Here is a 19,606-nt window from a genome sequence, read left to right as displayed (position 1 = left end):
GGACCGTGAACGCCAAGACCGACCTTGACGTCCTGTCCGACTTCTTCGACCGGTACGGCTCCGCCCTGACCACGGGCGACCTGGCCGCGCTCGCGGGCTGCTACGCGCTGCCGGGGAGCGTGGTGGCTGACGCGTACACCTTCACCTTCTCCTCGCCCGCCTCGGTCGCGCTCTCCTTCATCGGCGCGGCGCCCGACTACCAGGAGCGCGAGCTCATCGCGGCGCATGCCGGCATCGATGACGTGCACCGGCTGAGCCCGGCGCTGATGCTGGTCACCGTCGAGTGGGAGTTCCTCGACAGCCAGGGCCGCTCGGTGCCCGGCGAGCGCTACGTCTACCTCGTCCGGATCACTTCGGCCGGCCCCGCCATCTGCACGGTCATCCACGCCGCTTGAACGGCCCCGCGGGTGAGAGGATCTTCGGATGGATCTGACCCGGCAGCGGGCTCATTGGATCGACCGGTCCACGCTGGTCTGGCGCTTCGAAGGGCCGGTCGGCGACCGCCGCTGCGACCTGGTCTGGTCGCCCGACGCCGCGTTGGAGATCATCGACGGAGCGCTGGTCGGGCCGCATGAGACGCTGCCGCTGCGGGTCCGGCCCGGGGGCCTGAGCACCGAGCAGCGCAGCCGGTGGCCGCACCTCGCCGACCACACCGCGTTCACCGTCGAGGCCGACGTCGACACGATCAAGACGGCGCTGCGCGGCCAGGTCGCGGTCACCGCGCGCGACGAGGGCGGCTGGCTGCTCGTCGCCACCGGGGCACAACTACCAGGCGTTCTTGACGATGTGTACGCCGACGCGGTGCACGCCGACCTCGGCTGCCGTTTCCACGACGACGGCGGCGTCACGATCTCGGTCTGGGCGCCGACGGCACACTGGGTGGCCCTCGAGTGGTGGCCGCCGGACGGCACCGACGGCGACCCCGAGGTGCTCGGCATGTGGCGCGACGACCGCACCGGCGTCTGGCGGGTCGACGGCGACTGGGGCTGGACAGGGCGGCGCTACCGCTTCCGGGTCGAGGTCTACCACCCGGCGACCCAGCGGATCGAGACGATGAGCGTCACCGACCCGTACTCGATCGCCTTGACCGCCAACTCGACACACAGCATCGTCGCCAACCTGCTCGACCCGCTGCTGATCCCGGCCGACTGGACGGCACTGCGCAAGCCGCGCGCGGTGACACCAGCCAGGGCCCAGGTGTACGAGGTATCCGTCCGCGACTTCTCCAGCTACGACCGCAGCGTGCCGGAGCCGCGGCGCGGCACGTTCGCGGCGTTCGCCACGCCCAACAGCGCCGGGATGCGGCACCTGCGCCGGCTCGCCGACGCCGGCACCACCCACCTGCACCTGCTGCCGGCGTTCGACTTCGCGACCGTGCCGGAGCTGCGCGCCGAGCAGGCGGAGCCGTCGGGCGACCTGACCGCGTTGCCGCCGGACTCCGCCGACCAGCAGGCGAGGATCGCCGAGATCCGCGACCGCGACGGCTACAACTGGGGCTACGACCCGCTGCACTACTCGGTCCCCGAGGGCAGTTACTCGACGGACCCCGACGGCCCGCGACGGATCACCGAGTTCCGCGAGATGGTCGCCGCGCTCAACGGGGTGGGCCTGCGGGTGGTGATGGACGTGGTCTACAACCACACCGTCGCCGGTGGGGTCAACCACCACTCGGTGCTGGACCGGATCGTGCCGGGCTACTACCACCGCTTGCTGGCCGACGGCCGCGTCGCCGACTCGACCTGCTGCGCCAACACCGCGCCGGAGCACGCGATGATGGGCAAGCTGGTCGTCGACTCGGTGCTGCGCTGGGCGGTCGACTACAAGGTCGACGGGTTCCGCTTCGACCTGATGGGCCACCATCCAAAAGCCAACATCCTCGCCGTACGCGCCGCGCTCGACCGCCTGACCCCACAGCAGGACGGCGTCGACGGCCGGGCGGTGCTCATCTACGGCGAGGGTTGGGACTTCGGCGAGGTGGCCGGCAACCAGCGTTTCGTGCAGGCCAGCCAGCACCAGTTGGCCGGCACCGGCGTCGGCACCTTCAACGATCGCCTGCGCGACGCGGTGCGCGGCGGACAGGCATTCGAGAACAACCCCCGATCACAGGGGTACGCCACGGGCCTGTTCACCGACCCCAACGGCGATGATGTGAATGGCCCGCCGGACCACCAGCGGGCCCGCCTGCTGTTCCAGCACGACCTCATCAAAATCGGCCTGACCGGCAATTTGGCGTCCTACCGTTTCGTGGCGAGCAGCGGCCAGTCGGTGACGGGCGGGTCGTATTACTACAACGGCTCACCGGCCGGCTATTGCGCGTCGCCGGGGGAGTGCGTCTCCTATGTGGACGCCCACGACAACGAGATCCTGTTCGACACGCTGGCCTTCAAGCTGCCGCCGTCGTTGGCTCCGCTGGAGCGGGCCCGCATGCAACTCCTGGCCCTGTCATTCACGGTCCTGGGCCAGGGCATGGGCTTCGTGGCGGCCGGCTCAGAGCGCTTGCGGTCAAAGTCATTGGACCGCAACTCGTTCGACTCAGGCGACTGGTTCAACGCGATCCGCTGGGATCCTACGGAAGGCAATGGTTTCGGCCTCGGGTTGCCGCCGGCCTGGGACAACCAGGACAAGTGGTCGTTCGCGGGCCCGCTGCTGGCGGATCCGCTCTTGGTCCCCGATCCGGACGTGATCGAGTGGACGGTCGCGCGCTATTTGGAGTTGCTGCGGATCCGCCGCGACTCGCCATTGTTCGGCCTGGACACCGCGGTCGAGGTGCAGGACCGGGTGTCCTTCCCGCTCTCGGGCCCAGCCGAAACCCCCGGCGTCATCACCATGCGCCTGTCCGGGGTGGAGGACGTGGTCGTCGTCTTCAACGCGGTGCCGGCCACGGTCACGCAGAAGCTCCCGCGCCTGCGCGGCGGCGCCTTCGACCTGCACCCCCACCAGAAGGCGGGCGGCGACGAACGCCTCTCCCAGTCAGCCTTCGACCCGGCCACCGGCATCTTCACAGTGCCGGCCCGCTCGGTCGCGGTCTTCACCGGCACGTCGCTCCGGGGATAAGCGCCTGCCGAGCTGCTGCGGGGTTAGAGGTGGCTTACCACCTCGGACTCCGTCGGGAGAACGCGCTGAATCTCCTCGGTGATCACACCATCGCGCGGAGGAATGAAGACACGCGGCGAAGCCTCAATCGGGTTTGCAGCTGCCAGAACGTGAAACCGTATGTATGCGACATCGGCGTCCGAATTGGATGACCCGGCACCTTAATCAATGCCCTAGTCGGCATGTCGCCGTGCCTGGCTGGACGTGCAGTCCTACGGTGCCATTCGGACACGTCCATCGAACAAAAGATCGCGCAGGAGCGACCCATGACCGACCCGCAGCCGGATGCCACTAACCCGGACCGAATCGACGTCGCTTCCGAGACAACTAACGAGGTACCCCGACAGCGAGCCGAGCCGAAGAAAGCGCCGCCGACGAAGCGGTCTCCCGCGAAGAAGACTCCCGCGAAGAAAGCTCGGATCAAGAAGGTCGCGGCAAAGAAGTCCGCGTCAGGCAAGCGGGTGGCGAGCGCCGCGGCGGCTCACACGATCAAGTACCCGAGGCACAGTGTTGAACAGGCCCTGCGCATCCCGCGGGCCATATATCAACAGAACGCTGGGCGGCCAGCCACGCCGAGTGAGGCCGTGACCTATGCCGGGGGTGGCACGCTAAATGGCCAGTGGAACGTCGAAATCAGTTCGGGCAAGAAGTACGGGTTCCTCGCCACTGATGGCGGTCGCCTCGTCCTGACTGAACGAGCCCGTCGCGCGCTCGCGCCGCAGTCTGCCGTGGATCGAGTGACCGCCCTACAAGAGGCGGTGTTGGCGGCACCCGACATCTCGGATGTCTATAACCACTACCGTGGTGAATATCTGCCGGCGAACACTCAGTTCTTTGTCAACGCGTTGGTAGATCGCTTCAAGATTCCGCCGGACAAGGTAGACGACTTCATCAAAATCTTCATGGAGTCGATGAGGTCGGCAGAGTTGCTTGACGACCACGACGACCAGACGCGCCTCATCGACGCAGGCCGCGATGAGGCGCATCGACCGGCCGATGGAAAGCCCGCACCGAAAGCGAAGGTGGCCGCCGGCACGAGGTGCTTCGTCATGCAGCCGTTCGCGGCGCCACTCGGCACCTATTATGAAACGATCTATAAGCCTGCGATTGAACAGGCTGGCCTTGAGCCCGTACGCGCTGACGACAGCATTTTCGGAGCAGGTAAGATCATTGATCAAATTTGGCGAGGTATTCGCGGAGCGAAGGTGCTCATCGCCGAGCTAACGACGAAGAATCCCAACGTCTTCTATGAGCTAGGGTTGGCGCACGCACTACAGAAGCCGGTAATCCTGGTCTCATCCAACGACGACGATGTACCATTCGACCTTCGGCATCTGCGCTACATCAAGTACGACAAGGAAGATCCCTTCTGGGGACCTAAGCTCATCGACAAGATCGCCGACAACATCAAGTTGGCCATCGCCGATCCCGAGGAAGCAATTTTTCCGTTGGACGAATCTGCTTAGTTTCCTGGACGAACTCCAGCGCTGGTAGCAGATGCCTAGGTTAGGTTTGCCCGCCGCTACGACGAGCTGAAGCCCTTGACTGCCGACTTTGACCAACGCGGGCGCCAGCACGCAGTTGGCGACGAACGCATCTCGCAGTCGGCTTTCGGCCCGGCCACCGGCATCTTCACGGTGCCGGCCCGGCACAGTGGTGGTCTTCACCGGTGCGTCCCTACTGTGGCAGGTGCCTTTCGGCGCGTACATGAAAGAACATGTACCTACATGTTCTTTCATGTACGCCCACGAACATCACCTCACCTCGAGGCGACACGCCCGAGCGCTGGAACTTCAAAGCCGCGTGGCGACCTGGCCCATCAGCCAGGGCAGGTGGGGTGCCGCCGCGCGGCCGCCGCGGTGTAGCACCAGGATCACCACTGCGTCGCCCTTGCGGACGGCCGCGCCTGTTTCGCTCAAATAGGCCTCGTCGCCCAGGCCCGGTAGTGGGGTGCCGCGTTTCGCGGCCGCCCACCAGAGCTTCGCCATCGGGCCGCGTTGCATTTGGATCATCGCTACCGGCTTTCCGGCGGCCGTTGTCTCGTAGAGGCCGTTGATGGGGCCCAGTTCGCGGACCCGGACCGGCTCGCCGACCGCTCGGGCGACCTCCTCGGCCGTGAGCACCGTCGAGGCCACCGCGGTGCGTAGCGAGATCGGGGCGTTCTTGCGCTCGCCCAGCGCCTCCGCCACCAGGTTCTCCGTGTTGTCGTCCGTGTCGAAGCCGCGGTGCAACGAGTGGCCGCCGCCTTCCCGGAGGACCTTGATCGCGACGACCCGGCGGGTCCAGCGGCGCACGCTGATCTGCACCAGGTCGCCCGGTGACGAGCGGCTCGACCACTCCGACGGGAGGCCCCAGGCCACCGTGCGGTCGGTTGTGCCGTCGTCGACCGCCAGGTGGTGGAGCCAGGGGATCGACGGGCTGTCTTCGCCCTGCGACGCGCTCTTCCAGACCGAGATCCAGAGCACCTCGCCGGTGATCTCGACAGGGGTGTGGTGGTCCACCGTCGCGCGGACGATCCGGTAGAGGCCCGAGACGATCAGCAGGGTTGCCAGCAGCGCGGTTACCAGGCGGGTCGGTGAGGTGAACATGGAGATGTCGTTGCCGGCCCAACTGCTGTCCAGCGAGCCGACCTTGTCCGGGACCGCGTCGGGCAGGGTGCGGCTGATCAGCGCGAGGCCGAAGCCCAGGACCAGCCGCCACACGCCGCCCTTGACCAGGGCGCTGGTCTGCCGGCCGTAGCGGTCGAAGAAGCGTGGGTAGCGGACCTTGACCCGGCGCCAGCTTCCGCCGTAGGACGACCAGACCAGGTATTTCGAGCCCATGCCGAGGTCGAGGGCCGCGGTGGCGGCGTGTGCGGCGTGCAGGGCGGCTCCGTACCCCAGATAGCGGTCCCAGACCATGACCGCGGCCGGCGGCAGGTCGGCGAACGCGTCGTGGCCGGCCAGCCAGCCACGGACGCCGAGCCAGCGGGCGGCGGCCGCGCGGCCCTCCGGAGTGGACCGTTCGCCGCGGTAGCGGCCGGCGATGTAGGCGAAGATCGAGATGAAGATGGGGATGGTCGCGACCATCGAGGCGTAGCCGCCGCCCTTGTCGTCGGCGTCGGCGTTGCGCTCGATCCCCATGGCCACCGCCAGCGCGATCGCGACGCCCGGCACTGTGGCGGCCACCGACAGCAGCGAGATCTGGCCCTTGCTGATCCGGCGGCGGGAGACACCCAGGCGGCGGGCGTGGGCGACCACCTCGGCGTTGAACCGTCTGGCCCAGCCCTTCGCCTGGTCGGCGTCGCGGAACGTGAGGGCGGTCAGCGGCACCACGCCGCCGACGGCGGCGGCCCGGATCCGGGACAGCAGGCGTTGCTCGAAGGGGAGCAGGTCGGGGCCGGCGGGCGGGTTGGGGTTGAGGTGGATGGTGCTGTGCACGGGGTCGTCGGACGCCTGCCGGATCTCGTAGTAACGCCGGCCGGCCAGGTCGAGCAGGGTCGCCTCGGCGGCGTCCTCGTCGGGGCGATACCAGCGGTTGGCGAGGAGGTTGACCACGGCCGGCGGCTCGGGGCCGAGGTCCATGGTGGCCGGAGCCGGCTCGGGGAAGGACGAGCGGGTGATCAGCAGGACCAGGCCGAAGAGGGCGGCCCAGGCCGCCGTCGCCAGGACGGCGACGGCGATGACTACGGTGAGCGACATGGAGGTCAGAAACGGACCTGGACCGGGGCCTGCTCGGCACCGGACGCCTGGAAGTAGCCGGCTGGCCTGATGCCGGCGATCGAGGCGACGAACATGCTCGGGAACGAGTGCGCGGTGTTGTCGAGCGTCTGGACGGCCGTGTTGTAGAACTGGCGGGCGTACGCGATCTTGTCTTCGGTGTTGGCCAGTTCGCTCTGTAGGTGCAGGAAGTTCTGGTTGGCCTTGAGGTCCGGGTAGGCCTCGGCGAGCGCGAACAGCCGGCCCAGGCTCTGCGTCAGCATGCCCTCCGCGGCGGAGCGCTGCTCGACCGACGGGCTCGCACCGGCCGCCATCGCGCCGGCCCGCGCCGCCACCACCGCGTCGAGCGTCGCGCGCTCGTGGCCGGCGTACCCCTTGACGGTTTCGACCAGGTTTGGCACCAGGTCGTGGCGGCGCTTGAGCTGCACGTCGATCTGGGCCCAGGACGCCCGGACCTGGTTGCGCTGGCGGATCAGGACGTTGAATGTGCGCACCGCCCAGAACAGGACCAGAACGGCGATGACGGCGATCACGATGATCGCGATAACCAGGGGACTGAGGCTCATGGCGCATGGTGAACCGGGATTCATGAACAAGGGGCAAACCTGTCAGGCAACTGACAGAAGCTAGGCGCGCCGTGCACCCGCCGGCCAGAGCACAGTCACCGGGAGGCCACGCTCCTGGGCGGTGCGCACCACGTTGGCGGTGCTGCTGACCACGTCGGACGGTGCGCCGTCCCAGACCGCGATCAGGTGGTCGACCCGGCCGAGCAACTCGGCGCTGGCGGCGAAATAGGCCGCCGGCCCCGCCTCGGGATAGGGCAGGTAGTCGACCCGGATCGCCTTGCCGAGCAGGTCGTCGAAGGCCTTGGGGTCGGCGACCAGGTTGCGATAGTCGGCGGCGGGCAACACGACCTCGTAGGTGCCGCCGAGTTCGGCGACCGCGCGGGCGAAGAGCTGGTCGGCGCCGTCGGCGAGGCAGGTGACCCCGTGCAGCGGCGAGTCGTGCGCGGCGAGGGCGGCGGTCAGGCCGGCATAGACCAACTCGGCGGTGCCAGCCGCGAGGCGCACGTGCCCAGTGACCCCGATGCGGGGCATGCCCGTCCCCTCCTTTTAGGCCCTATCCGGCGGATCAGCGCGGCCTGCGACGGGCCCAGCCGCCGCCTGGCGGCGTCCCGGGATCACCGACATACAACACCGGTATGCCGACAATCCCGGGCCACCACCAGACGACACCTGGACTCCGTCTCGGCTCGCACTGATCCACCGGATAGGGCCTACGTCCGCAGCCGGACTATGCGGAAGCCGGCATCCGCGAGAATAGCCGGCAACTGGCGGATTTCATCGAGATTGCGGTTACGCATCTCGTCGCGGAGCGCGGGCCAGCCGGCCATCGCGGGATGCAGCTTGTGCTCGTCGTCGCGGACCGCCGCGAAGCGCCAGCCGTGTGCCGCGCGGTCCTTCCGCCAGCGCTCGTGTTCCATGATGGCCAGCCGCTCGACCTCGTCGTCTTCCAGCGAGTGCTCGCGGCCGGGGCCGACCCGGGGGGAGAGCGTGCAGCCGATCGCGCGCAGCTTGCGGCCGATGTCGTCGGCCTGCGCCCGGTTGGTCAGCCGCAGCCGGTCGGGCAGCTCGTGCCAGGGCAGCAGGGCCGGGTTGTCGTCGGGCCGGGCGCCGCGGCGGATCAGGTCGAGCACGTAGCGTTCGTGGATCACCCGGGCCAGCCGCTCGACCAGGTCGTCGCCGATCAGAGCCGGATCACACGCCGCGTGTACGACGCCGAAGAGGCGCAGCGTGCCCGACAGCTCGTCGAGCACCCGGTCGCCGCCGTCGAACGCCTCGCGCAGGCTGGCCAGCCGGTCGAGCCGGACCACCACCGAGCCGGGCTCGCCGGGCCACACCTGCTCGGCGGTCAGGGCGGCCTTGAGTGCCTGCTGCTCGTCGTCGTAACAGATGAACACCCGGTCCGGCACCGGCCCGTCGGACGGCGTGGCCAGCAAGCGGTCGAAGCCGAAGTCGTGCGGCGTGATCTTGCAGACCCGGGTCAGGAACGGGTAGCGGTCGGTCAGGTGGGTCACCGCCGCGGTCGCTTCCGGGTCAACGATCTCGATCGGCAGCGGTGCGGCGTCGGGGTCGCGGATGCGCCACTGCCGGGCCAACTCGACCAGCACGGCACGGCCGAACGCGGTGCCGCCGAGGATCGCGACGGTCGGCGGGCGCGCGCCGGGCAGCGCCAGCGGCTCGCGGGACACCAGGTGTCGGGCGGCGAGATCGTCGATGTTGAAGAAGTCGAGCCGGGTGCCTTGCCTGGTCGGCGCGCTCAGCAGCCGAGCCTGTAGGGCGGCGCACACTTCCGGGTCGGCGACCTGCGCGTAGACGGCGAGGGTGTCGCCGTTGCGCCGCGGCCGGGCGGCGGCCAGCGCGATCGCGGTGTTGGCGGCGCTGTCGTCGGTGCAGGCGTAGACCGCTTTGGCCCGGCCGACGCTGGCGGCCCGCAGGATGTCGGGGTCGCGCGCGGCGCCGGCGACCCGTGGGGCCGGCCCGGTCTCGGCGACCCCGCTGGGCACGGTCACCACCTGATGGCCGGCCTGCCGCAGCCGCCGCGCGAGCGTGGTGGCGACCAGCGTGTCGCCGACGACGATGACATGGCCGCGGGCGGTGCGGGCCTTGAGTCGCCGGATCTCCGCGGCGAAGAGCAGCCGAGAGGCTTCGATCAGGGCGTACGCGGTGACGGTCGGCGCCGCGAACCGCGCGAAGTCGAGGATCGCCGGGAACGGCCCGCCCGCGTCGAGCGGCGGCGAGCCGAGCACGAAGAGTTGCAGCGCGTAGTAGAGGACGTCGAGCGGCTGGCCGCTGTAGCCGAGGTCGGGGTTCTCGCGGAGGTATTGCTCGAGCCCGATCAGGCCGCAGCCGAACGAGATGACCGCGAGGATCGCGAAGGCCAGCCAGAGCACCGGCGCGACCGGCGGCCGAGGCGAGTCACTCAGCCCGCCGGTGCCGCTCCCGCTCCGGCCCGCCATGGGGCCATGCTATCGGCCACAGTAGATGTTGATCGCATTCACTCAATGCCGCCGCTTCGTCGACCGGGCGTGACCCGTCCGGCGGATGGCGATCAACGCGGGCCGCTGGTGAGAATTTGATCTCCGCTGGGACTCCCCATGAGGAGAGGCGATGAACCTCGACGAGGGCGTGGAGTTCGCGCGCCTGCTGGCCGAAAGCCATCACGAGGGCCGCTGGCAGGCGCTGGCGACGGGCCAGGCCAACGCCTACGCGATCGTCGGGAGCTCGGCGATCTGCGTACTCGCGCCGCGGTGGGGTTCGCAGCCCGACCCGTTTCTCTCGCTGGTCTGCGGCCTGGCGACCGCGGTGCAGGTGACCCCGAAGGCCCATGAGCTGGTCAACGGGCTCAACAAGGAGGCCTACTTCGGCACGTGCCACATCGAGGCCGACGACCGTGGCCGGGGCTCGATCCTGGCCCGGCTGCTGATCCCGCTGGAGCCGATCACCTGGGACAACCCGCCGTCGACCCGGTGGGCGGCGACCATGGTCAACACCGTGGTCGCCGCCGCCGAGCGTGCCTCACCGTCGATCGTCAGCCAACTCGGAGGCCAGCACTTTGCCCCGAACGCGATCAACGCGCTCTGGTCGATGAGCTGACCAGCGCGCGGCCTAGGCCACCATCGAGCCGACGACCGGCTTGGTCAGCAGGGCCGACTGGTTGCGCTGGATGCCCGGGTCGAGCGTGCGGGCCACGTAGATCGCGTGCCAGATGCAGAAGACCAGCACCGTCCACACCTTGCGGGAGTAGTCGACGTCGCCCTTCTTGTGCTCGTCGAGCAGGCGCAGCGCGTAGTTGAGGTCGATCAGGTCGCCGGCGCCCGAGGTGGCGATGATGTGGCGGGCCCATTCATACATCTCGCCGGCCAGCCAGACCCGGGTCGGGGTCGGGAAGCCCAGCTTCCTGCGGTTGACGATGGCCGGCGGGACGACGCCCTGCAACGCCTGGCGCATCGCCCACTTCGTGGCGTCGGAGCGGGGCGGAAGCTTCAGGTCGACCGGCAGGCGGGCGGCCACGTCGAAGACCTCGCGGTCGAGGAACGGGACCCGCACCTCCAGCGAGTGGGCCATCGAGATGCGGTCGGCCTTGACCAGGATGTCGCCGCGCAGCCAGGTGTAGAGGTCGATGTATTGCATCTTCGTGACGTCGTCGAGGTCGGCGGCCTCGGCGTAGAACGGCGCGGTGACGTCGGTGTAGCGCACCGACGGGTCGTAGCGTCGGAGCAGGCTCTGCTTCTCTTCCTCGGTGAACATCCGCGCGTTGCCGTAGTAGCGCTCCTCGATCGGGGTCGTGCCCCGCTCCAGGAAGCTCTTGCCCTTCACGCCCTGCGGGATGACCTTGGAGACGGCCCGCAGGCCCTTCTGCATCGGGTCGGGCAGCGAGTTGACCGCGTTGAGCGACAGCGGCTCGCGGTAGATCGTGTAACCGCCGAAGAACTCGTCGGCGCCCTCGCCGGACAGCACCACCGTGACGTGCTCGGCGGCCTTGCGGGCCACGAAGTAGAGCGGCACCAGCGCCGGGTCGGCCACCGGGTCGTCGAGGTGCCAGATGATCCGCGGCAGGGCCTCCATCATGTCCTGCGGCCCGATCTTGGTCGGGATCGTGGTCACGTCGAGGTGCCGCGCCGAGTCCTGGGCGACCTCGATCTCGGAGTAGCCGGGGACGTCGTACCCCACGGTGAAGGTCAGGATGTTGGGGTTGAACTCTCGTGCGAGCGCGACAACCGCGGTGCTGTCGATGCCGCTGGACAGGAACGAGCCGACCGGCACGTCGGAGCGCATGTGTAGGCGCACGCTCTCGCGGAGCGTCTCGCGGATCTCGGTGAACACCCGCTCCTGGTCGGTGACCGGGGTGGGGTTGAAGACCGGGCGGTACCAGCGGCGGACCTCGGGCTGGTAGCCGGGCGTCCAGTTGAGGTATTCACCCGAGCCGATCCGCGAGATGCCCTGGTGCAGCGTGCCGGGCTCGGGCACGTATTGCAGGGTCAGGTAGTGCGAGAGGCTGGCGGTGTCGACGCCCGCGTCGCCGGCGTGCGCGGCGGGGGCGAAGGGGAGCAGGGCCTTCTTCTCGGAGGCGAGGTAGACCCCGTCGACCGTCTGTAGGTAGTGCAGCGGCTTGATGCCGAAGTAGTCACGGGCGGCGAACGCGCGGCGCTCCTGGCGGTCCCAGATCACGAACGCGAACATGCCGCGCAGGCGGGTGAGCACCTTCTCGCCCCAGAAGTGGTAGCCGGCGACGATCACCTCGCCGTCACCCTGGGTCGCGAAGGTCGCGCCGTAGTCGCGGGCCAACTCCTCGCGCAGCTCGATGTAGTTGTAGATCTCGCCGTTGAAGGTCAGCAGGTAGCGCCCGCCCGCGTAGGGCAGCGGCTCGTGACTGAACGCCACATCGATGATCGAGAGCCGCTTGTGGGCGAACACCGCGTCGTTGCCGATGACCTCGATGCCGGTCTCGTCAGGGCCACGGTGGTGCACGCACTCCAACGCGTCGGCGATCGCGTCGCGGTGGGCGCCGGCCGCGCCGTGCGCGCTGAAGAAGGCCAGGATTCCGCACATGGCGGCCATCTTTTCATGGGTGGCCCAGCGGGCGGTCGCCTCCCATCGGATTGGGGTGGCGTGGCGGGGTAGCTTGTCTGCGGAAGCGCGATCAATGGGGAGGCGTGATGGGTGAGTCTGCGGCGGCGGCTGCGGGTTCCGGTGCGGGTTCGGCTGCGGGTTCGGCCGCGGCTTCGGGTGCGGCTTCGGGTGCGGAACCGACCGAGCCGGTCATGAGCGAGAGCACCGCCAAGGTGGAGGCACACGACCCGGCCTTCCCGGCGAAGTTCCTCGAGTTCATGCGCACCGGCTGGGCCGAAGACTCGCTGGCGGTCAAGCCGTCGCCGGGCACCCCCCGTTACGCCGAGCGCCGGGCGGCCCTGTCGGCGCAGTTCCCCGGTGAGACGTTGATCATCCCGACCGGTCGCGAGAAGGCCCGGGCCAACGACACCGACTACCCGTTCCGCGCGGGCAGCGACTTCGCCTACCTGACCGGCGACCTCGACCCCGACAGCGTGCTCGTCTTCCACCCGGTCGGCGACGGCCATGACCCGGTGCTCTACACGAAGCCCCGCAACTCGCGCGAGACCGACGATTTCTTCCGCAGCCGCGACGGCGAGCTGTGGGTGGGCCGCCGGGCGACGCTGACGGAGAAGTCGGCGTCGCTGGGCGTCGAGACGACGGTGATCACCGATCTGGAGCGGGTGCTGGCTGACTGCGCGCCGCGCCGCACCCGGGTCCTGCGCGGTTTCGACCCGGAGGTCGACGCCGCTGTCCGGCCGTGGACAGAAAAGGACGAGAAGGACCAAAAGGCACGAGATGGGCGTACGCGGGATCAGGAGCTCGCGATCGCCATCTCGGAGCTGAAGCTGGTCAAGGACCCGTGGGAGATCGAGCAGCTCCAGGACGCGATCGACGCGACCGTGCGGGGCTTCGAAGACGTGGCCCGGATGCTGCCGGCCGACCGCGGCGTCCGGGAGCGGCTGATCGAGGGCGTCTTCGGGCTGCGGGCCCGGTATGAGGGCAACGACGTGGGCTACAGCTCGATCGTCGGGGCCGGGCGGCACGCGACGACGCTGCACTGGATCCGCAACGACGGTGTCACCGTGCCCGGTGAGCTGTTGCTGATGGACATGGGCGTGGAGAACCAGAACCTTTACACCGCTGACGTCACGCGTACGGTCCCGGTGTCAGGGGTCTTCTCGTCGTTGCAGCGCGACGTCTACGACATCGTGTATCGCTCGCAGCAGGCGGGCATCGACTTCATCAAGCCGGGCGTCAAGTTCGAAGACATCCACCTGACCTGCATGCGGGTCCTCGCTGAAGGTCTCTTTGATCTGGGCGTGCTGCCGGTGAGCGTCGACGAGGCGATGGACAAGGAATCGACGATCTACCGGCGGTGGACGCTGCACAGCTTCGGCCACATGCTCGGCATCGACGTGCACGACTGCTCGAACGCCCGGAAAGAAAACTACCGCGACGGTGTGGTCGGCGAGAACTATGTGCTGACCGTCGAGCCGGGGCTCTATTTCCAGGCTGAGGACGAGCTGGTGCCGGCGGAGCTGCGCGGGATCGGGGTCCGGATCGAGGACGACGTCCTGGTGACGGCGACCGGCACGCGGGTCATGTCTGATGGGCTGCCGCGGTCGTCGGCCCAGGTCGAGGAGTGGATGGCGGCCCAGCGCGCCGCCGGCCCGCGCCTGCCGGGCGCCTAGTCGGTTGTTGGGCCGGCGAACTCGCCGGCCCAACTCCTAGAGTTCGTCGATCAGGTCGGCGACCGAGTCGACGATGCGGCTCGGGCGGTAGGGGTAGCGCTCCGCCTCGACGCGGTTGCTGATGCCGGTCAGGACCAGGATCGTCTCCAGGCCGGCTTCGAGCCCGCAGAGGATGTCGGTGTCCATGCGGTCGCCGATCATGGCCGTGCTTTCCGAGTGGCCGGCGATCGTGTTCAGGGCCGACCGCATCATCATCGGGTTGGGCTTGCCGACGAAATAGGGCGCCTTGCCGGTGGCCTTCTCGATCATCGCGGCCACCGACCCCGCCGCGGGCAGCGCGCCCTCGGTCGACGGGCCCGTCGGGTCCGGGTTGGTGCAGATGAAGCGGGCGCCGTCGTTGATCAGGCGGACGGCCTTGGTGATGGCCTCGAAGCTGTAGGTGCGGGTCTCGCCGAGCACCACGTAGTCCGGCGCGTAGTCGGACAGCACGTAGCCGACCGCGTGCATCGCCGTGGTCAGGCCGGCCTCGCCGATCACGTAGGCCGAGCCGCCCGGGCGCTGGTCGCTCAGGAACTGGGCCGTGGCCAGGGCCGCGGTCCAGATCGACTCCTCGGCCAGGTGCAGGTCCATCCGGGCCAGGCGGGCCTGGAGGTCGCGCGGGGTGTAGATCGAGTTGTTGGTCAGCACCAGGAACGGCTTGCCGCTCGCGCGCATCCTGCGCAGGAACTCGGGCGCGCCGGGGACCGGCTGACCCTCGTGGATGAGCACGCCGTCCATGTCGGTCAGCCAGCTCTCGATCGCCTTGCGCTCGGTCATGACGGTCTCCTGGCTGGTGGCGTGCAGCAGTCGGCGGGACAGGTGTCCCAGAACGGAAGGCTACCGAGCCGTCGTTGCGTCTCGGTGTCTTCGACCCGCTCGAGCACCAGCTCGCGGACCATCGCGACGAATCGGGGGTCGGTGCCGGGTGTGGCGGCCCTCACGAAGTCCAGGTTTCGGCTCTTCGCGGTCGCCGCGGCCTCGTTGTCGAGGTCCCAGATCACCTCCAGGTGGTCGGAGACGAAGCCGATCGGGCTGACCACCACCCCGGTCACCCCGGTGTCGGCCAGCGCGGCCAGGTGGTCGTTGACGTCGGGCTCCAGCCACGGCACCTGGGGCGGGCCGGAGCGGCTCTGCCAGACCAGGTCCCACGGGAGGTCGGGTGCGGCGGCCGCGGCGACCAGGGCGGCCGTCTCGCGCAGCTGGGCGACGTAGCGGCCGGGCGGCGTCACCGGCGGCGGGCCGGCTGTCACGGCCATCCCGGTCGGGATCGAGTGCGCCGTGAACACCAGGCGGGTCGTTGCCCGCCGGGCCGGGTCGAGCGTGCCCAGCGCGGCCCGGACCGCGTCGGCGTGCGGCTCCACGAAGCCGGGATGGTCGGCGAAGTGCCGCAGCTTCTCGATCACGGGGGCGTCCGGCCCGACCGCCGCGCGGGCCTTGGCGATGTCGTCCTGGTATTGCCGGCACGACGAGAAGCCGCCGTAGGCGCTCGTCACGAACGCCAGGGCGTGCTGGACGCCGTCGGCCTTCATGGTCGCCACGGTGTCGGTCAGCATCGGGTCCCAGTTGCGGTTGCCCCAGTAGACCGGCAGGTCGAGGCCGTTGGCCGCGAAATCGCCCTCGATCGCGGCCAGCAGCTCTCGGCATTGCTGGTTGATCGGGGAGACCCCGCCGAAGTGGTAGTAGTGCTCGGCGACCGCGGCGAGGCGTTCCGGAGGCACGCCCCGGCCCCGGGTGACGTTCTCCAGAAATGGAATCACGTCTTCCGGGCGTTCCGGGCCGCCGAACGAAACCAGGACCAATGCGTCGTACGGCATCAGACGATTGTGCCTTGTTGGTCTAGACCGGTGCGCTCTCGGCACCCAGGGCGTGATATCCGCCATCGACGTGGATGATCTCGCCCGTGGTTGCCGGGAACCAGTCGCTGATCAGCGCCAATACGGCCTTGGCGGCCGGCTCCTGATCCTGCAGGTCCCAGCCCAGCGGAGCGCGCCGGGTCCAGGCGTCTTCGAACTGCTCGAAGCCGGGGATGGACCGCGCCGCCATCGTGCGCAGCGGCCCCGCCGACACCAGGTTGCTCCGGATGCCCTGCTTGCCCAGGTGTAGCGCGAGGTAACGGGACGCCGACTCGAGCCCGGCCTTGGCCACGCCCATCCAGTCGTAGACCGGCCACGCCTTGGTCGCGTCGAAGGTCAGGCCGACCACCGAGGAGCCCCGCTGCATCAGCGGCAGCGCCGCCATCGCGAGCGACTTGTAGGAGAACGTCGAGACGTGCAGCGCGGTGGCCACGTCTTCCCACTTGGTCTCCAGGAACTGGCCGCCGAGCGCGGTCGCGGGGGCGAACCCGATCGAGTGCACCAGGCCGTCGACGCCGTCGAGGTGCTTGCCGACCTTCTCGGCGAGCGTGTCGAGGTGCTCCTGGTTGGTCACGTCGAGCTCGATCACCGGCGCCTCGGCGGGCAGCCGCTTGGCGATCCGCTCGACCAGCGACATCCGGCCGAAACCGGTCAGCACCACGGTGGCGCCGTTTTCCTGGGCCAGCTTGGCCACCGAGAACGCGATCGACTGGTCGGTGATCACGCCGGTGATCAGGAGTCGCTTGCCCTCCAGCAGTCCTGCCACGGTGCAGCCTTTCTGTTCGTTAGAAGATCAGTGACCCATGCCGAGGCCGCCGTCGACCGGGATCACGGCGCCCGAGATGTAGCCCGCGTGGTCGCTGGCCAGGAAGGTGACCGCCGCGGCGATGTCGTCGGTCGAGCCGAAGCGACCGGCCGGGATCGACTCGACGTATTTCTTCTTGAGGTCGTCGGGCAGGTTCTCGGTCATGTCGGTGGTGACGTAACCGGGCGCGACCACGTTGGCGGTGATGTTGCGGGTGCCCAGCTCACGGGTGATCGACCGGGCGATGCCGACCAGCCCGGCCTTGCTGGCCGCGTAGTTGACCTGGCCCGGGTTGCCGGACAGGCCGACCACCGAGGAAATGAAGATCATGCGGCCGAAGCGGGCGCGCAGCATCGTCTTCGAGGCGCGCTTGGCGACCCGGAACGCGCCGGCCAGGTTGGTGTCGACGACGCTGGTGAACTGCTCCTCGGTCATCCGCAGCAGCAGCGTGTCAGCGGTGATGCCGGCGTTGGCGACCAGCACCTCGACCGGGCCCAGCTCCTGCTCGACCTGCGCGAAGGCCTCGTCGACCGAGTTGGAGTCGGTGATGTCGCATTTGACGCCGAGGACCCCTTCGGGCGCGCCCGTGCCACGGTGCGTCACCGCCACCTTGTCGCCCTGCGCGGCGAAGGCCAGCGCGATGGCCTTGCCGATGCCGCGGTTTCCGCCGGTCACCAGCACCGTGCGCGCCATTTTTGATCTCCCAACTGCCCAGCCCTGCAATCGGAATGGACATTACGGCCTACTGAGCGGTACTGCGAAACCGCCATGCCCAGCTGTGATTCTCATACCCGGGTATGACACTCGGGATGGCTCCGCAGGGGCACGCGTCCTGTCGTACCCGCCGCGTAGCGTCCTGATGGTGAACGAGAGCCTCCCCCAGGGCAGCCTGCGGGACCTGCGCCGGGTGCTGATCGGGAAAGACTTCCCGCCGACGCCCGGGCGTCGGCCGCTCTCGCCCCGGCTCGACCGGTGGTGGCAGCGCTGGCGCTCGCTGGTCGTGCCGCTGGCCCTTCTCGCCGTGCTCGGCCTGGGCGTGGCGGCCACGCAATATCTGATCGGCGCCCGCCACATCCAGGGCCAGGTCGCCGGTCTGCTCGGCTTCGCCAGCACCCTGCCGATCCTGCTGGCCTACCACCGCCCGCTCTGGGCCTGGCGGCTGTCGTTCGTGATGCTGTTCTTCGGCACGATGCAGGCTCCGTCGACCGACGCCTGGCCGTGGAATCCGGTGCAGATCGTCTTCTTCCTGATCGTGCTGTTCGCCCTGGCGCTGCGCGCCAACTCCGGCGTCGTCGCCTGGGCCGGGCTGCTCACGCTCGCCCCGGTCTTCTTCTACGTCAACGCCGCCAACGCATGGGGCGTCTCGATCCTGTTCCTGCTCGTGCTCATCGTCGGCGACCAGATCCGCCGGCAGCGCGAACGCGCCCGCGCGCTGACCGCACAGCTCGCCGACCAGGAGGAGCAGTCCGAGCTGGAGAAGGCCCGCCGGGCGGTGCTCGAGGAGCGCACCCGGATCGCCCGCGAGATGCACGACGTGGTCGCACACCACATGTCGATGATCGCCGTGCAGGCCGAGACCGCGCCGTTCCGGCTGCCGGGCATGGATGACCCGGTGCGGCAGGAGTTCGGGTCGATCGCCGGCTCGGCCCGCGCCGCCATGACCGACATGCGCCGCCTGCTCGGCGTGCTGCGCAGCGAGGCGGCGCCCGCCCTGACCGCGCCCCAGCCTGGCCTGGCCGACATCACCGAGCTGGTGGAGACCGCCCGCCGCGCCGGCGTGCCGATCACCCTGCACGGCTCGGTGCCCGACGAGGAGGGCCCGGTCGCGCTGGCCGCCTACCGGATCGTGCAGGAGGCCCTGGCCAACGCGGCCCGGCACGCGCCCGGCGCCGCGGTCCGGGTGGCGGTCACCCGCGACGCCGACGCCGTGGCGGTGCGGGTGGAAAACGACCCGCCGGCGACGCCGACCGAGCCGGGCGACGGGCACGGGATCGCCGGCATGCACGAACGCGCCACGCTGCTGGGCGGCACGTTCGACGCCGGGCCTACGGTGTTCGGTGGGTTCGCGGTGGCGGCGACGCTGCCGGCCGCGGCGCGCGAGGTGATACCGGAAGGGCAGGACGCGTGATCAAAGTCCTCATCGCCGACGACCAGGCGATGGTCCGCGAGGGCTTCGGCGCGCTGCTCGCGGCCCAGACCGACATGGTGGTGGTCGGCGCGGCCGCCGACGGGGCACAGGCGGTCGCCGAAAGCCGCCGCCTCGACCCCGACGTGGTGCTGATGGACATTCGGATGCCGGTGCTCGACGGCCTGGAGGCGACCCGCCGGCTGCTCGCCGGCCGGCCAGCCGACGCGCCGCCCAGGGTGCTCGTGCTGACCACCTTCGACCTCGACGACTACGTCTACGAGGCGCTGCGGGCCGGCGCCAGCGGCTTCCTGCTCAAGGACGCGCCCGCCGCCGACCTGGTCAACGCCGTGCGGGTGGTCGCCGGCGGCGAGGCGCTGCTGGCACCCTCGGTGACCCGCCGGCTGATCGCCGAGTTCACCGCCCGCCCGGGCCCGGCCCGGCCGCGGCCGACCGCGCTGTCGTCCCTGACCCCGCGGGAGACCGAGGTGCTGCGGCTGATCGCCCGCGGCCGGTCCAATCAGGAGATCGCCGCCGACCTCGTCGTCGCCGAGCAGACGGTGAAGACCCACGTCGGCCGCATCCTGGCCAAGCTGGCCCTGCGCGACCGCGCCCAGGCGGTCGTCCTCGCCTACGAGACGGGCCTCGTCGCCGCGGGGGAGTAGCCCCCGTAATCCTGAGGTAGCA

Annotated in this window: 16 protein-coding genes; 7 read left to right on the top strand and 9 right to left on the bottom strand. The window is 69.5% G+C overall.

Features of this window, described 5'->3' with window-relative positions:
- Positions 1–5 precede the first annotated feature (5 nt).
- The 3 genes from DFJ67_RS39455 (at position 6) to DFJ67_RS39445 (ending at position 4,559) form a co-directional block, all read left to right on the top strand.
- Positions 6–395, top strand: coding sequence for a DUF6841 family protein (locus DFJ67_RS39455; protein WP_116074430.1), 390 nt, complete (start codon positions 6–8; stop codon positions 393–395).
- A 28-nt stretch (positions 396–423) separates the two neighbouring features.
- The gene (gene pulA / locus DFJ67_RS39450) at positions 424–3,054 is read left to right on the top strand and encodes a pullulanase-type alpha-1,6-glucosidase (RefSeq protein WP_116074428.1); all 2,631 of its coding nucleotides are present in this window, start codon (positions 424–426) and stop codon (positions 3,052–3,054) included.
- 305 nt (positions 3,055–3,359) lie between these two features.
- Positions 3,360–4,559, top strand: a complete 1,200-nt coding sequence (locus tag DFJ67_RS39445; RefSeq protein WP_203783880.1) for a hypothetical protein — start codon at positions 3,360–3,362, stop codon at positions 4,557–4,559.
- Between the two features lie 327 nt (positions 4,560–4,886).
- On the opposite strand, the gene DFJ67_RS39440 is transcribed toward DFJ67_RS39445, so the two are convergent.
- The 4 genes from DFJ67_RS39440 to DFJ67_RS39425 form a co-directional block, all read right to left on the bottom strand.
- On the bottom strand, positions 4,887–6,773 hold the full coding sequence (locus DFJ67_RS39440) for a DUF2207 family protein (protein ID WP_116074424.1): 1,887 nt from the start codon (positions 6,771–6,773) through the stop codon (positions 4,887–4,889).
- 5 nt (positions 6,774–6,778) lie between these two features.
- The gene (locus DFJ67_RS39435) at positions 6,779–7,357 is read right to left on the bottom strand and encodes a LemA family protein (protein ID WP_116074422.1); all 579 of its coding nucleotides are present in this window, start codon (positions 7,355–7,357) and stop codon (positions 6,779–6,781) included.
- A 60-nt stretch (positions 7,358–7,417) separates the two neighbouring features.
- Complete coding sequence (locus tag DFJ67_RS39430; RefSeq protein ID WP_116074420.1) at positions 7,418–7,888, bottom strand: hypothetical protein; 471 nt, start codon at positions 7,886–7,888, stop codon at positions 7,418–7,420.
- 179 nt (positions 7,889–8,067) lie between these two features.
- The gene (locus DFJ67_RS39425) at positions 8,068–9,810 is read right to left on the bottom strand and encodes a RyR domain-containing protein (protein WP_116074418.1); all 1,743 of its coding nucleotides are present in this window, start codon (positions 9,808–9,810) and stop codon (positions 8,068–8,070) included.
- A 151-nt stretch (positions 9,811–9,961) separates the two neighbouring features.
- Here DFJ67_RS39425 and DFJ67_RS39420 point away from each other — a divergent pair, with 151 nt between their 5' ends.
- Positions 9,962–10,447 (top strand): type III secretion system chaperone family protein, encoded by a 486-nt coding sequence (locus tag DFJ67_RS39420; protein ID WP_116074416.1) that lies wholly within the window; start codon positions 9,962–9,964, stop codon positions 10,445–10,447.
- Positions 10,448–10,459: 12 nt separating this feature from the next.
- Here the strand turns inward: DFJ67_RS39420 and asnB are convergent, their stop codons facing one another.
- The gene (gene asnB / locus DFJ67_RS39415) at positions 10,460–12,403 is read right to left on the bottom strand and encodes an asparagine synthase (glutamine-hydrolyzing) (RefSeq protein ID WP_116077195.1); all 1,944 of its coding nucleotides are present in this window, start codon (positions 12,401–12,403) and stop codon (positions 10,460–10,462) included.
- Positions 12,404–12,615: 212 nt separating this feature from the next.
- Between asnB and DFJ67_RS39405 the strand changes: the two genes are divergently transcribed.
- On the top strand, positions 12,616–14,097 hold the full coding sequence (locus DFJ67_RS39405) for an aminopeptidase P family protein (protein ID WP_116074414.1): 1,482 nt from the start codon (positions 12,616–12,618) through the stop codon (positions 14,095–14,097).
- Between the two features lie 36 nt (positions 14,098–14,133).
- Here the strand turns inward: DFJ67_RS39405 and DFJ67_RS39400 are convergent, their stop codons facing one another.
- The 4 genes from DFJ67_RS39400 to DFJ67_RS39385 are packed head-to-tail and all read right to left on the bottom strand — an operon-like array spanning position 14,134 to position 17,487.
- Positions 14,134–14,913, bottom strand: a complete 780-nt coding sequence (locus DFJ67_RS39400) for an HAD-IIA family hydrolase (protein ID WP_116074412.1) — start codon at positions 14,911–14,913, stop codon at positions 14,134–14,136.
- Positions 14,910–15,950 (bottom strand): ferrochelatase, encoded by a 1,041-nt coding sequence (locus DFJ67_RS39395; protein WP_116074410.1) that lies wholly within the window; start codon positions 15,948–15,950, stop codon positions 14,910–14,912. The genes DFJ67_RS39400 and DFJ67_RS39395 overlap by 4 nt, the downstream gene beginning before the upstream one ends.
- 22 nt (positions 15,951–15,972) lie before the next feature.
- Positions 15,973–16,755, bottom strand: a complete 783-nt coding sequence (fabI, locus tag DFJ67_RS39390) for an enoyl-ACP reductase FabI (RefSeq protein ID WP_116074408.1) — start codon at positions 16,753–16,755, stop codon at positions 15,973–15,975.
- Positions 16,756–16,782: 27 nt separating this feature from the next.
- Positions 16,783–17,487: a beta-ketoacyl-ACP reductase gene (locus DFJ67_RS39385; RefSeq protein ID WP_116077193.1), complete on the bottom strand. Its 705-nt coding sequence runs from the start codon at positions 17,485–17,487 to the stop codon at positions 16,783–16,785.
- A 169-nt stretch (positions 17,488–17,656) separates the two neighbouring features.
- Between DFJ67_RS39385 and DFJ67_RS39380 the strand changes: the two genes are divergently transcribed.
- Positions 17,657–18,922: a sensor histidine kinase gene (locus DFJ67_RS39380; protein ID WP_170216170.1), complete on the top strand. Its 1,266-nt coding sequence runs from the start codon at positions 17,657–17,659 to the stop codon at positions 18,920–18,922.
- Complete coding sequence (locus tag DFJ67_RS39375) at positions 18,919–19,584, top strand: response regulator (RefSeq protein ID WP_116074404.1); 666 nt, start codon at positions 18,919–18,921, stop codon at positions 19,582–19,584. Before DFJ67_RS39380 ends, DFJ67_RS39375 begins: the two co-directional genes overlap by 4 nt.
- Positions 19,585–19,606: the final 22 nt, after the last annotated feature.

The organism is Asanoa ferruginea (genome assembly GCF_003387075.1).
Classification (GTDB): Bacteria; Actinomycetota; Actinomycetes; order Mycobacteriales; family Micromonosporaceae; genus Asanoa; species Asanoa ferruginea.
This window is presented reverse-complemented; position numbering and strand designations above follow the sequence as displayed.

Excerpts from the sequence above, each read along its gene's own strand:
- pulA (WP_116074428.1), top strand. The coding sequence starts at position 424 with ATGGATCTGACCCGGCAGCGGGCTCATTGGATCGACCGGTCCACGCTG.
- asnB (WP_116077195.1), bottom strand. The coding sequence starts at position 12,403 with ATGTGCGGAATCCTGGCCTTCTTCAGCGCGCACGGCGCGGCCGGCGCC.
- DFJ67_RS39435 (WP_116074422.1), bottom strand. The coding sequence starts at position 7,357 with ATGAGCCTCAGTCCCCTGGTTATCGCGATCATCGTGATCGCCGTCATC.
- DFJ67_RS39425 (WP_116074418.1), bottom strand. The coding sequence starts at position 9,810 with ATGGCGGGCCGGAGCGGGAGCGGCACCGGCGGGCTGAGTGACTCGCCT.
- DFJ67_RS39430 (WP_116074420.1), bottom strand. The coding sequence starts at position 7,888 with ATGCCCCGCATCGGGGTCACTGGGCACGTGCGCCTCGCGGCTGGCACC.
- DFJ67_RS39405 (WP_116074414.1), top strand. The coding sequence starts at position 12,616 with ATGAGCGAGAGCACCGCCAAGGTGGAGGCACACGACCCGGCCTTCCCG.
- DFJ67_RS39440 (WP_116074424.1), bottom strand. The coding sequence starts at position 6,773 with ATGTCGCTCACCGTAGTCATCGCCGTCGCCGTCCTGGCGACGGCGGCC.
- DFJ67_RS39445 (WP_203783880.1), top strand. The coding sequence starts at position 3,360 with ATGACCGACCCGCAGCCGGATGCCACTAACCCGGACCGAATCGACGTC.
- DFJ67_RS39385 (WP_116077193.1), bottom strand. The coding sequence starts at position 17,487 with ATGGCGCGCACGGTGCTGGTGACCGGCGGAAACCGCGGCATCGGCAAG.
- DFJ67_RS39420 (WP_116074416.1), top strand. The coding sequence starts at position 9,962 with ATGAACCTCGACGAGGGCGTGGAGTTCGCGCGCCTGCTGGCCGAAAGC.
- DFJ67_RS39400 (WP_116074412.1), bottom strand. The coding sequence starts at position 14,913 with ATGACCGAGCGCAAGGCGATCGAGAGCTGGCTGACCGACATGGACGGC.
- DFJ67_RS39395 (WP_116074410.1), bottom strand. The coding sequence starts at position 15,950 with ATGCCGTACGACGCATTGGTCCTGGTTTCGTTCGGCGGCCCGGAACGC.